The 12,388-nt window shown below is 76.4% G+C and carries 10 protein-coding genes; 6 read left to right on the forward strand and 4 right to left on the reverse strand.

The genetic code is table 11. The annotated features are described in order from the left end of the window. Positions 1-18 precede the first annotated feature (18 nt). From PGN05_RS10355 to PGN05_RS10370, 4 genes are all read right to left on the reverse strand, one after another. Positions 19-1,662 (reverse strand): carbamoyltransferase, encoded by a 1,644-nt coding sequence (locus PGN05_RS10355; protein WP_419752453.1) that lies wholly within the window; start codon positions 1,660-1,662, stop codon positions 19-21. Positions 1,663-1,771: 109 nt separating this feature from the next. Then, a complete protein-coding gene (locus PGN05_RS10360) occupies positions 1,772-3,478 on the reverse strand; it encodes a RecQ family ATP-dependent DNA helicase (RefSeq protein WP_419752454.1) in 1,707 nt (568 codons plus the stop codon). 141 nt (positions 3,479-3,619) lie between these two features. Beyond that, positions 3,620-5,434: a DUF222 domain-containing protein gene (locus tag PGN05_RS10365; protein WP_419752455.1), complete on the reverse strand. Its 1,815-nt coding sequence runs from the start codon at positions 5,432-5,434 to the stop codon at positions 3,620-3,622. A 272-nt stretch (positions 5,435-5,706) separates the two neighbouring features. Next, a complete protein-coding gene (locus PGN05_RS10370; RefSeq protein WP_419752456.1) occupies positions 5,707-6,942 on the reverse strand; it encodes a DUF2786 domain-containing protein in 1,236 nt (411 codons plus the stop codon). Between the two features lie 111 nt (positions 6,943-7,053). Between PGN05_RS10370 and PGN05_RS10375 the strand changes: the two genes are divergently transcribed. The 6 genes from PGN05_RS10375 to PGN05_RS10400 all read left to right on the forward strand — a co-directional run bounded on the left by PGN05_RS10375 (position 7,054) and on the right by PGN05_RS10400 (position 12,342). Then, a complete protein-coding gene (locus PGN05_RS10375; RefSeq protein ID WP_419752457.1) occupies positions 7,054-7,446 on the forward strand; it encodes a TOBE domain-containing protein in 393 nt (130 codons plus the stop codon). 116 nt (positions 7,447-7,562) lie between these two features. Beyond that, on the forward strand, positions 7,563-8,342 hold the full coding sequence (gene modA / locus PGN05_RS10380) for a molybdate ABC transporter substrate-binding protein (RefSeq protein ID WP_419752458.1): 780 nt from the start codon (positions 7,563-7,565) through the stop codon (positions 8,340-8,342). Beyond that, positions 8,339-9,142 (forward strand): molybdate ABC transporter permease subunit, encoded by an 804-nt coding sequence (gene modB, locus PGN05_RS10385; RefSeq protein WP_419752459.1) that lies wholly within the window; start codon positions 8,339-8,341, stop codon positions 9,140-9,142. The genes modA and modB overlap by 4 nt, the downstream gene beginning before the upstream one ends. Continuing rightward, positions 9,139-10,191, forward strand: a complete 1,053-nt coding sequence (locus PGN05_RS10390) for an ABC transporter ATP-binding protein (protein ID WP_419752460.1) — start codon at positions 9,139-9,141, stop codon at positions 10,189-10,191. The genes modB and PGN05_RS10390 overlap by 4 nt, the downstream gene beginning before the upstream one ends. Before the next feature lie 66 nt (positions 10,192-10,257). Then, a complete protein-coding gene (locus tag PGN05_RS10395; RefSeq protein ID WP_419752461.1) occupies positions 10,258-11,241 on the forward strand; it encodes a helix-turn-helix domain-containing protein in 984 nt (327 codons plus the stop codon). A gap of 78 nt (positions 11,242-11,319) precedes the next feature. After that, positions 11,320-12,342 (forward strand): carbon-nitrogen hydrolase family protein, encoded by a 1,023-nt coding sequence (locus PGN05_RS10400; RefSeq protein ID WP_419752462.1) that lies wholly within the window; start codon positions 11,320-11,322, stop codon positions 12,340-12,342. The last annotated feature ends 46 nt before the right edge of the window (positions 12,343-12,388 follow it).

A 12,388-nucleotide genomic window follows, 5' to 3' on the forward strand; every position in this document is an offset into this window, starting at 1 on the left:
AGCCGGGCAGCCGGCGGGTCAGCGCACGGTCGGCCGGGGCCGGCGGACGACGAACGGGCCGATCGCCAGCAGGTCCACGGGCGCGGAGCCGAAGCACTCCAAGGCGTCGCGCGGGTCGTCGACCATCGGCCGGCCGGCGGTGTTCAGGCTGGTGTTCACCACCACGGGCAGGCCGGTGCGCCGCTCGAAGCACTCGAGCATGCGGGCCACCAGCGGCTCCTCGCGGCGGTCGACCGTCTGGATCCGCGCCGTCCCGTCGACGTGGGTGACCGTCGGGATGCGCTCGCGCCACTCCGGGTGCACGTCGTGCACGAAGAGCATGTACCGCGACGGGATCGGGCCGCGGCTGAAGATGTCGGCGGCCCGCTCGGCCAGCACCATCGGCGCCACCGGGCGGAACTGCTCCCGGCCCTTCACGTCGTTCATCCGCTCGAGGTTGGCCTCGTAGCCGGGGTGGGCCAGCAGCGACCGGTGGCCCAGCGCCCGCGGGCCGTACTCGCTGCGGCCCTGGAACCAGGCGACGATCCCGTTGTCGGCCAGCACCTCGGCGACCGCGTCTGCGACGTCCCGGGGGCGCTCGTAGTCGATGGCCGCCGTCCGCAGCCACTGCTCGATCTCGTCGTCGGACCAGCCGCGGCCGAGGTCGGCGCCGGGCATCGGCTCGGTCTGCTCGCCCAGGACGCGGGCCACGTGCAGGGCACTGCCCAGCGCCGTGCCGGCGTCGCCGGCGGCCGGCTGCACCCACACGTCCTCGAACGGGGTCTCCGCGTAGATGCGGGTGTTGGCCACGCAGTTGAGTGCGGTGCCACCGGCCAGGGTGAGGGTGCGCTCGCCGGTCTGCTCGTACAGCCACCGGGCCAGGTCGAGCATGACCTCCTCGAGTCGCTGCTGCACCGAGGCGGCGAGGTCGGCGTGGTCCGGGGTCCAGTCGTCGCCCTTGCCCAGGCGCGGCGCGAACTCGGAGAAGTCGATCTTCTCGGTGCGGAACCCGCCGTCGTCGGTGGCCCGGATCAGCTCGCTCAGGTCGCCGAGGAAGCGCGGCTTGCCGTAGGAGGCCATCGCCATGACCTTGAACTCGTCGCTGCTGCGCAGGAAGCCGAGGTGGTCGGTGAGGTCCTCGTACATGAGCCCGAGGGAGTGCGGCAGCGCCTGGCCGGCCAGGACCTCCAGCTGCCCGTCCACGTAGCGCCCGGCCAGGTGGCTGTGGGCCTCACCGCGGCCGTCGAGGACGAGCACCGCGTTGCTCGGCGTCGGGGCGGCCAGGCCCGCGGAGGCGGCGTGGGCCACGTGGTGCTTGACGAAGCGCACCTTGGCCGGGTCGAGGCCGGGCAGCGCGGAGGCGAGGAAGCTCGGCGCCTTCTCGGCGTACACCTTGCGCATGACGTCGCCGTCGTCGAAGAGCCCGGACTCCTCCGGGGTGCCCATCAGCGCCGGGTCGAACGAGTAGGCGACGGCGTCGAGCTCCTCGGGGCGGATGCCGGCCTCGGCCAGGCACCAGGCCGCCGACAGCTCGGGCAGCTCCCACGCGCTCCACGGGAGGGGGCGCTTGCCGTGCTTGCGCCGGCTGAACCGCTCCTCCTCGGCGGCCGCCACGATCCGCCCGTCGACGACGAGCGCCGCCGCGGGGTCGTGGTAGATGGCGTTGATGCCCAGGACCTTCACCCGTGTACTCCCTCCGCCGGGCAGGCTGCGCCCGGTTCCGTTGTGGTGATCATGGGCCCGGACGCCCGCGGCCCGCAGGGCGAGCGGGCACTTCGGGCGCCGAAGTCACTCAGTCGCGTCGTTCGAGCAGGTCGTTGTCGAGGACGGCGGCCAGCCCCAGGGTCTTGTAGCCGACCTCCTCGAACAGGACGACGACCCGGTCGTCCTCCACCCGCATGACCACGCCCGGGCCCCACTCCGCGTGCTGGACGGGCGCCTGGGCGGGGAACGGGGTGTCCTCGTCCTCGCCGGGCTGCTCCTGGGACAACCCGGCCGAGCAGTTGTCGCAGTTGCCGCAGGGCTGCTCGAGCTGCTCGCCGAAGTAGCCCAGCAGGAACTGCCGTCGGCACTCGGTGGTCTCGGCGTAGCCGCGCATCATCTCCACGCGGCTCTGGTCGACCCGCTCGTGGTGCTCGGCCAGCTCGCGGGCGGCCGCGGCGGCCTCGCCCGGGCTCGGGGCGCCCTCGGCCGGGTGGGCGGCACCCTCCTCGTCGAGGACGACCGCCGACACCTGCTCCAGCAGGTTCAGGTCGCGGGCCAGCGGGGTGGCGCCCCGGCCGGTCTCCTCGCGGAGCTGCTTGACCGCGACGCCGTCCTCGAGCCCGGCGGCCTCCGCGGCGCCCACCAGGCCGGCCACCTGCTGTAGCTCCTCCTCGGCGGGCACGCCGGCGGCGAAGAACTTGCGCAGGCCGAGGTCCTCCTGCCGGTAGACGAGGACCGCCAGCGCGGGCTCGCCGTCCCGCCCGGCGCGGCCGATCTCCTGGTAGTAGCTGTCGATCGAGTCGGCCGGCTCGGCGTGGACCACGAAGCGGGTGTCGGGCTTGTCGATGCCCATGCCGAAGGCGGTGGTCGCGACGACGACGTCCAGCTCGTCGTCCATGAAGGCGCGCTGGGCGTCCTCGCGGTCGCCCTTGCGCAAGCCCGCGTGGTAGGCGCGGGCGCGCAGGCCCCGCTCGGTGAGCTCGCCGGCCAGCTCTTCGGTGCCCTTGCGCGTGGCGCTGTAGACGATGCCGGGAGCGTGGCCCTCGCCGACCTCCGCGAGCACCCGGTCGAGCACCGCCTGCTGCTTGCCGTGCGCGTCGGCGTGCTGCTCGACCTCCAGCCGGATCTCGGGGCGGTCGAAGCCGGCGACGACGGTCCGGGGGTCGCGCATCCCGAGCCGTTCGAGGATCTCCGCGCGCACCGGGGGCGCGGCGGTGGCGGTGAGGGCGAGCACCGTCGGGTGGCCGAGCTGCTCGATCACCGCGCCGAGCCGCAGGTAGTCGGGGCGGAAGTCGTGGCCCCAGGCCGACACGCAGTGCGCCTCGTCGACGACGAACAGCGCCGGGCGGCTCACGGCGATGGCCTCGACGACCTCGGGCTTGGTCAGCTGCTCGGGGGCGAGGAACAGGTAGCGGACCGTTCCGTCCCCCAGCCCCTCGAGTGCGGCGCGCTGGTCGCCGACGCCCAGGGCGGAGTTCAGCTGGGCGGCCCGGCCGTCCAGCCCGTCCAGCTCGTCGAGCCGGTCCACCTGGTCGCGCTGCAGGGCGATCAGCGGGGAGACCACCAGCACCGGACCGTCGGTGAGCTGCCCGGCGACCTGGTAGACGGCGGACTTCCCGGCGCCCGAGGGCAGCACCGCGAGCGTGTCCCGCCCGGAGACCACCGACTGCATCGCCTCCTCCTGGCCGGGCCGGAAGTCCTCGAAGCCGAGCAGGTCGTGCGCGACCTCGCGGATGCGACGGGTGCGGACGGAGGCGGAGGCCCCGGCGGGGTTCGTCTGATCGGTGCGGGGCACCGGCACCCGCTGCCCATGGCCCGAGATCGGCAAACGGCCGCGTGGATCGGGTCACGGTCCCGGGGACCGGCGGTGGCACGGTCCCGGGACCGGCGGCGCGGGCCGGTGTTCCCGCGGGAACGTGACCACACCGCGCGCCGTTCAGCTCGTCGCCGGCACACCCGCCTCCGTCGCGAGTCGCCGGACGAACTCGCGGTGGCCCATGAGGACGCTCACCGCCCACTCGAGGTCCATGCGGTCGTGGTGGTCCTGGAGCGTGGCCGGCAAGCGGGGCGGCCCGCCGGGGAAGAGCGCGGCGTCCATCCGCGCGCTGAGGGCCGCCGGGGACGGACCGCCGGTGGGCGGTCGCGGGGTCGTGCGGTCCCGCGACCGGCCGGCGGGTCCGGGGCGTGCTGCGGCGCGACCGGAGGGGCGCGCATCCCGGCGACTGGGCACGTTCACCGGCAGTGGCCGGCGCCGGACGGCGGACCTGCGGAGGAGTGCCCGGCCGGAGGTCCGACGCTCGCCCTGAACCGGCCTCGACGGCGGCGCGTCGAGCGGGCGACGGCCGACGGCGGTGTCGAGGGGGTGGACGCCGGTGAACGCGTCCTCGCCGGGGATCTCGGGTCGGTCAGCTCCGGCTCTGGCTTGGGCTCCGGCGTGGGCGTGTGCGCGGTCAAGTTCGGCCGTCGGGTCGGCGGGGCCGGCGGTGAGGCCGGCCAGTCCGCTCCGGAAGGCCGCGTCGGCGGTGCCCCACACCCGCCGTCCGTCGGGTGCGGTGACGACCAACCGTCCCTGCTGTCGGGCGACGACGAGACCCTGGTCGTGGACCTGCCCGTGGTCGGCGTCGCACAGCAGGACGAGGTTGGCCAGGTCGGTGCGCCCGCCGAAGAGCCAGTGCCGCATGTGGTGGGCGTGCAGCCGTTCGATGCGCGTCTCAGGGCAGCCCGGGCGGGCGCACCCGCCGTCCCTGCGCAGCAGCGCGCGCCGCTGGGCCCGGGTGGCGCGGCGCTTGCGGCGGCCGACGGCGAGCGGCTCGCGGCCCTCCTCGAGCATCGCCACGACCGTGGCCTCGCACAGGAGCCGGCGGGCCTGGGCGCCCGACAGCGCGGGACCGCCCTCGACGTGCGCCCGGCCCGCGGCCTCGTCCTCGGCGAGGACCCCGGCGTCGACGTGCACCACCACCTCCCGGCGCGGCGGGTCCCCGGGCCGCCGGTCGAGGCCCACCCTCGCCTCGGCCAGGACGGACAACGCGGCGATGCGGCGAGCCGCGGTGCGCTCACGGGCGAGCCCCGCGGCGTGGTCCTCGGCGCAGCGCCGGGCCAGTTCCGCGTCGACGGTGCCGCCCCCCGCGCGGACGGCCGCGTGGCGCGCCGCGGCCTTGACGTTCTGCGCGCGCTCGCGGCGCGCCTCCCGCTCGGCCAGCGAGTCGATGGCGGCCATCAGCGCCGCACCCGCCTCGGCGGGCATCCGCACCTCGAGCGTGAGGACGCCGTCGTCGTCGGTCCAGTGCTCGAACGCCAGGCTGGCCTCCCGGGTCTCGGCAGCGGCCTCGGCGTCGTCGACGCGTCGCCACTGCCGGCAGAACCGCTCGGTCTGCGACGCGGTGGCGCACCGGGCGAACTCCAGCAGCGCCTCCTCGCAGTCGGGGGCGGCGACCCGGGTGAGGGCGCGGACCTTCGAGTAGGACAGCCGCCCGGCGGCGAAGGCGGCCTCGATCCGGGGCAGCTCGCGGAGTGTCCGTGCGACGCGGACGTGCTCACGGGCCGCGCCGGGGGAGAGCCCGCACTGCCAGGCCAGCCAGTGCCCGCACGAGCGGATGCCGACGCCCTCCCAGCCGCCGCGTTCGTCGAACTCGGCGACGAGCCGCAGCCAGGCGGCGGTCGCCGCCGCCATCCGCACCGCTCCGGCGGTGATGGCGAGCGCCAGCTCGGGCAGTGGTGAGCCGGACGGGTGCTCCGCAGTCGTGCCTGACATGGTTGGCCTCCTCGAACGTGTGTTCGGAAGCTAGCGGGCCCTACCGACACAACTGCGCTGGTGAGCGGCGCACGTTTCCCGCGGGAACGCGGCACGTGGATGGAGGGAGGTACGAGGGTGCGGCTCGCCGATCAGGAGGGGCGAGCGTCAGCGGCGAGAGCCGGCAGGGCGCCCGCGCGAGTGGGGGAACACGAGGAGGTGCCGACCGGCGTTCCCGCGGGAACGCCTCGGCCGCTGGGACGTCGGGGAGACGCTGAGCGGGAGCGGAGCGGTCAGCGCACGGAGGGGCGGCGCGGGCCGACGTCCGCGCGGTCGGCCGCAGCCCGCCCGGCGTACCAGCCGCCGCCGTCCACCGACCCCCGCGTCCGGCTGCTGCGGACCCGCGGGAACAGCTCCTCGAAGGCCGTGTCGACGGCGTCCTGCCGCGCGCGGAGCGCCGGGAGCAGGTCGGCACCGCGCTCGGCGGCCGCCTGCGCCGTCGCCCGCTCCCGGGCGGTCCGCAGCCGCTCGCCGACGCGGTGGGCGTAGCCCAGCAGGAACGCGCGCCGGAAGGAGCGGGACGCCTCGCGCTGCCCGGCGTGCGCCTCGGCCGACGCCAGCGCCTGGGCCACCTGGAGCAGCAGAGAGGTGAACAGCAGCTCGACGGTGTCCAGGTCGGCCGGCGCACCGACCAGCGTGGCGATGCCCAGGCCCTGGTACCAGACCAGGCGCACCCCGTTGGCGTCGGCGACGGCGTTCAGGAGCTGCGTCTTGGCCCGCACGTAGGGCTCGTCGACGTGCACCCGGCGGGTGCCGACCGACCCCCGGCCCGACGTGCCCCCGTCCTGCCCCGCAGCGTCCAGCAGGACCACGTCCAGCGCGTGGCGGGCCATGAGCTCCTGGGCCTTCGCGGTCAGCGCCTCGGCCTCGTCGGGGAAGTCGCTGGACTCCGCCTTGGCCAGCAGCCCGCGGATGCGCCGCAGCGTCCGGGCGTCGTCCGCGCCGCGGGCGGCCTCCGGGCGCGCGGCCCCGGCGCCCCAGCGGGACGGCGGCGGCACCAGCTGGTCGATCCGCGCCAGCGTGCGCAGCGTCGTGGCCACCCCCAGGACCACCCGCCACGCCTCGGCGGCCGGCCGGCCCTCGGCCCGGTGCCAGACGCCGACGACCGCAGGGTCGCCCGGCCCGAGGGCGCCGAGGTCGCGCAGCTGCCCGAGCCAGGCCTCGGGCGCCCGGGTGGCGGCCTCGCTGCCGCGGGCGTCCTCCCCGATCAGCGCGACGGCCAGCCGCCGGGCGCGCACGGTCCCCGCGCGGCCGACCGCGTGCGCCACGTCGGCCGGCTGCCACCCCTTCTCCCACGCGCCGGCCAGCGCGGACAGCAGCGCCCGCGTCGCGCTCCCGTCCCGGTCCACCCCGGGGTCCCGGGCGGCCAGGGCCGCCGCCGTCGCCCCGGTGTGCGCGGGGTCGGTCAGCCAGTCCCCCCGCAGCAGCAGCTCGTGGACCCAGGCGTCGTCGGCAGTCGGGCTCCCCATGCCGACCATGCTGTCCGGCCGGGCCGCGCGGACCGGCGGCGGCCTGGGGACGGCGCCCGCCCTGTGCACGAACAGGGGTGCACGTTCCCCGCACGGCTACGCTGCGCGGCCGTGCCTGCCTACCGGATCGCCGAGGCCGCGCAGCTGCTGGGCGTCAGCGACGACACCGTCCGCCGGTGGATCGACGGCGGCCGGCTCCCGGCCCGGCGGGTGGGCAGCGGACCGGCGCAGGTCGACGGCGCCGACCTCGCGCGGGTGGCCGCGCAGCTGCACGAGGCCCCCGATCCTGGCGCGACGCGGCACTCCTCGGCCCGCAACCGGCTGACCGGCATCGTCACGCGGGTCGTCCGGGACACCGTCATGGCGCAGGTGGAGATCCAGGCCGGTCCCTTCCGGCTCGTCTCGCTGATGTCCCGGGAGGCGGCCGACGAGCTCGGCCTGGACGTCGGCGTCCGGGCGGTGGCCACGGTCAAGGCCACCCAGGTCAGCGTCGACGTCCCCTGAGCGCGGCCGCACCTTCGGACGAGTCACCCGGCACGGGCACGCAGACGCGGGCCGACGCAGGCTAGGGTCCCGCACGCGCGGACGGCGATCCAGCGGTCCGGCAAACGGGAGGTCCGATGGCCAGGCGTGGGCCCGCCGTGCTGCCGATGGCGATGGCGGTGGCACTGACCGCGTGCGGCTCGGGGACCGCCGCCGGCGGCCCCGCGGGCGACACCGGGGTCCCCGGCACGGTCACGGTCTTCGCCGCCGCCTCGCTCACCGACGTCTTCACGTCGCTGGGGGAGGAGCTGGCGGACCGGCAGCCCGGCCTGGAGGTGCGGTTCAACTTCGCCGGCAGCTCCGCGCTGGCCACCCAGATCACCCAGGGCGCACCGGCCGACGTCTTCGCCTCGGCGAACGAGGCGCAGATGGCGGTGGTGACCGACGCGGGGCTGGCCGACGGCGACCCGGCGGTGTTCGCCACGAACGTGCTCGAGATCGCCGTCCCCGTCGGCAACCCCGGCGGTGTCACCGGGCTGGCCGACCTCGCCCGCGACGAGCTCGCGGTGGCCCTGTGCGCGCCGGAGGTGCCGTGCGGCGCCGCCGCCGAGGACGTGCTCGCGGCGGCCGGCGTCGCCGCGCGGCCCGACACCCTGGAGGAGGACGTCCGCGCGGCCCTCACCAAGGTCGAGCTGGGCGAGGTGGACGCCGCCCTCGTCTACGCCAGCGACGTCGCCTCGGCCGGGGGCGCGGTGGAGGGGATCGCCGTCCCCGAGGCCGAGCAGGCGGTCAACGACTACCCGATCGCCGTCCTCGCCGACGCCCCCAACCCCGAGGCGGCCGCCGCCTTCGTCGACCTCGTGCGGTCCGAGGAGGGGCAGCGGGCGCTCGCCGACGCCGGCTTCCGGGCCCCGTGAGGGCCTCGCGGCGGGCAGCCGGCGTTCCGCTGCCCCTGCTGGTGCCGGCCGTCGTGGCGGTCGTCTTCCTCGTGCTGCCCCTGGCCGGGCTCGTCGTGCGGGCACCGTGGGGCGACCTGCCGGCCCAGCTGGCCGAGCCGGCCGTCGGGGAGGCGCTGCGGTTGTCGCTGGTCTCCGCGACCCTGGCCACCGCGGTCTCCCTCGTGCTCGGCGTCCCGCTGGCGTGGGTGCTGGCCCGGTCGACCGCCCGCGGCCGGTCGGTGCTGCGCGCGCTGGTCACCGTGCCGCTGGTGCTGCCGCCGGTGGTCGGCGGGGTGGCGCTGTTCCTCGTGCTCGGCCGGCAGGGCCTGGTCGGCCGCTGGCTGGACGAGACCCTCGGCGTCACCATCCCGTTCACCACGACCGCGGTGGTCATCGCCGAGACGTTCGTCGCGATGCCCTTCCTCGTCGTCAGCGTCGAGGGGGCGCTGCGGGCCGCCGACGCCCGGTTCGAGGACGCCGCAGCCACGCTCGGCGCCGACCGGTGGACGACGTTCCGCCGGGTCACCCTGCCGCTGGTCGCCCCGGGCATCGCGGCCGGCGCGGTGCTGTGCTGGGCGCGGGCGCTGGGCGAGTTCGGCGCCACCATCACCTTCGCCGGCAACTTCCCCGGGACGACGCAGACCATGCCGCTGGCCGTCTACCTGGCCCTGCAGCGGGAGCCCGAGGCGGCGATCGTCCTCTCGCTGGTGCTCCTCGCGGTCTCCCTGGCCACGCTGCTCCTGCTGCGCGACCGCTGGCTCTCGCGGGCCGCCCCGTGACCCTCGCGGCGACCGTGCGGGTGGCGCGGGGCGGGGTGACCGTCGACCTGGACGTCGAGGTGGCCGACGGCGAGGTGCTCGCCGTCCTCGGGCCCAACGGCGCCGGGAAGTCCACGTTCCTGCGCGTGCTGGCCGGGCTGCTGCCCCCCGACGGCGGCCGCGTCACCGTGGACGGCGAGGTGTGGGACGACGTGGCCGCCGGCGTGCACCGCCCCGCGCACGGGCGGCTCCTGGGCATGGTCTTCCAGGACCACCTGCTCTTCCCGCACCTGACGGTGGTCGACAACGTCGCCTTCGGGCTGCGCACCCGCGGCGCGCGGAAGGCGGCGGCCCGCACCGCGGCCGCGGCGTGGCTGGACCGGGTGGGGCTGGCCGAGCTCGGCGACCGGCGGCCCGGCCGGCTGTCGGGCGGGCAGGCGCAGCGGGCCGCGCTGGCCCGGGCACTGGTCGGCGACCCCGCCGTCCTGCTGCTCGACGAGCCGCTGTCGGCGCTGGACGCGCGCACCCGGCTGGCCGTCCGGGCCGAGCTGCGGCGGCACCTGGGCGACTACGCCGGCAGCACGGTGCTGGTCACCCACGACCCGGTCGACGCGATGGCGCTGGCCGACCGGGTGGTCGTCGTCGAGGAGGGGCGGGTGGTGCAGGCGGGCACCCCGGCCGACGTCAGCCGCCACCCGCGCACCGACTACGTCGCCCGGCTGGTCGGCCTGGCGCTGCTGCCCGGCACGGGGGAGGGGACGACGGTGCGGCTGGACGGCGGCGGCGCGGTGGCGGTGGCCGAGGAGGCGGCCGGGCCGGTGTTCGTCGCCGTCCGGCCGGAGTCGGTGGCGCTCTTCCCCGCCCGGCCGCAGGGCAGCCCGCGCAACGTCTGGCCGCTGCGGCTGGTCTCGGCCACCCCGCACGGCGCCACCGTCCGGTGCGAGCTGGACGGCGAGGTGCCGCTGGTCGCCGACGTCACGGCGACCGCCTTCGCCGAGCTCGGCCTGGCGCCGGGGACGGCGGTGTGGGCGGCGGTGAAGGCCTCCGAGGTCGCCGTCTACGCCCGCTGACGGGGCGGGTCGCCGCGGGGTCGCGGACCATGGACGGCGCGCGGGTCGACGGGCCACGATGCTCGCGTGAGCGCCGATCCGGCACGGGGCGCGGTCCGCGAGTGCTCGACGGCGGAGGTGCCGCCGGCGCGCGCCTTCGAGTACTGGTGCGACCTCATCTGCGACACCTTCGTGCAGCTGTCGGCGGCGCCCACCACGCCGGGGCCGTTCAGCGGGGCCCTCCGGCTGGTGGACCTCCCCGGCGTGCAGGTGACGACGGTGCGGTCCACCGGCCAGCGGGTGCGGCGGACCCGCCGGCTGATCGCCCGCACCTCGGAGGACTACCTGCTGGCCAGCATCCAGGTGACCGGCCGGGGGCGGGTCGAGCAGGACGGCCGGGTCGCCCACCTCCGGCCGGGCAGCATGGCGTTCTACGACAGCACCCGCCCCTACGCCCTCCACTTCGACGACGCCTTCGAGCAGACCGTGGTGCAGGTGCCCCGCCAGCGGCTGCTCGCCGCCGCCGGTGTCCGGGACGAGGCCGTGCACAACACCGCCGTCCCTCTCGCCCCGGAGGGGCCGGGCTCGGTGGTGGCGGGGTTCTTCACCGGCCTCGCCCTCCTCCAGCGCCGTGACCCCGCCGGCGCCGCGCTCCTGAGCCCGCACGCCGACGGTCTGCTGGCGACCGCCCTCCGGCTCACCTCCGGGGTCGGGCCCGTCCCCGAGGACCGCGTCCTGGCCCGCGAGGCGGTCGCGCGACACCTGCGCGAGCGCTTCGCCGACCCCCGCCTGGACGTCGACTCCGTCGCCGCCGCCTGCTGCCTGTCCCGGCGGGCGCTGTTCCGGCTGTTCGAGGGCGAGCCGGCCGGCCTCACCACGGTCCTCCGCCGCATCCGCGTCGAGCACGCGCAGCGGCTGCTCACCACCCAGCCGCGGCGCCCGGTGGCCGGCGTGGGGACGGCGTGTGGCTTCGCGGGCGAGGCCCAGTTCCACCGCGCCTTCCGCGCCGTCACCGGTCAGACCCCGGCCGAGTACCGGGCGGCGGCCCGGACCGGCGCGACCGGTCAGTGAACTGGCACGGATCGTCAGTACCGGCCCCCGTCCGCCGTTCCACGCTGGTGCCCCGACCCGGCTCCCAGAGGAGGACCCATGACGGCACAGACGGTGCGCGCTGCGGCAGTGCAGGCCGAGCCCCGGTGGCTGGACCTGGACGCCGGCGTGCAGCAGGTGGTCGACCTCATCGGCGAGGCCGCGGCCAACGGTGCCCGGCTCGTCGCCTTCCCCGAGACCTTCGTCCCCGGCTACCCCTGGTGGATCTGGCTGGACGCGCCGGCCTGGGGCATGCAGTTCGTCGCCCGGTACAGCACGAACTCGATGACCCGGGACGGCGCGGAGATGGCGCGCATCGCGGCGGCTGCCGCGGAGCACCGCGTGCACGTCGTCCTCGGCTTCAGCGAGCGGGCCGGGGGCAGCCTGTACATGTCCCAGGCCTTCCTCGACGACACGGGCAAGGTGGTCGGCGTCCGCCGCAAGCTCAAGCCCACCCACGTCGAGCGCAGCGTCTTCGGCGAGGGCGACGGCAGTGACATCCAGGTGCACGAGACGCCCTTCGGCCGGCTGGGCGCCCTCAACTGCTGGGAGCACTTCCAGCCGCTGACCAAGTACGCGATGTACAGCCTGGGCGAGCAGATCCACGTGGCGTCGTGGCCCAGCTTCTCCTTGTACCGCGGCGCCGCGCAGGCCCTCGGCCCTGAGGTGAACAACGCCGCGAGCCTCGTCTACGCCGTCGAGGGCCAGACCTTCGTCCTCGCCCCCTGCGGTGTCATCGGCCCCGCCGCCCACGAGCTGTTCGCCGACACCGACGCCAAGCGCGAGCTGCTGCGTCAGGGCGGCGGGTTCGCCCGCATCTACGGGCCGGAGGGCACCGAGCTGGCCCAGCCCCTGCCCGAGACGGAGGAGGGCATCCTCTACGCCGACCTCGACCCCGCGCTCCTGGCCGTCGCCAAGTCGGCCGCCGACCCGGTCGGGCACTACTCCCGGCCCGACGTGTTCCGGCTGCTGTTCAACGCCAACCCGAACCCGGCGGTGGTCCGGCGCCCGGCGCTGCCGACGGTGGAGGAGCCGGCCGACCTCGTGCCGGTCGACGGCAGCGACCTGATCCCCACGGCCTGAGGGCCCGACCTCCCGGGAGGCGCGGGGCCGGCCGTCCCCGGCCTCC

Origin of the sequence: Geodermatophilus sp. CPCC 206100 (genome assembly GCF_048569675.1) — a bacterium.
In the GTDB taxonomy this organism is placed as follows: domain Bacteria; phylum Actinomycetota; class Actinomycetes; order Mycobacteriales; family Geodermatophilaceae; genus Geodermatophilus.

Coding starts and splice junctions, on each gene's coding strand:
- PGN05_RS10365 (WP_419752455.1), bottom strand. CDS start 5,434: ATGTCAGGCACGACTGCGGAGCACCCGTCCGGCTCACCACTGCCCGAG.
- PGN05_RS10370 (WP_419752456.1), bottom strand. CDS start 6,942: ATGGGGAGCCCGACTGCCGACGACGCCTGGGTCCACGAGCTGCTGCTG.
- modA (WP_419752458.1), top strand. CDS start 7,563: ATGGCCAGGCGTGGGCCCGCCGTGCTGCCGATGGCGATGGCGGTGGCA.
- PGN05_RS10400 (WP_419752462.1), top strand. CDS start 11,320: ATGACGGCACAGACGGTGCGCGCTGCGGCAGTGCAGGCCGAGCCCCGG.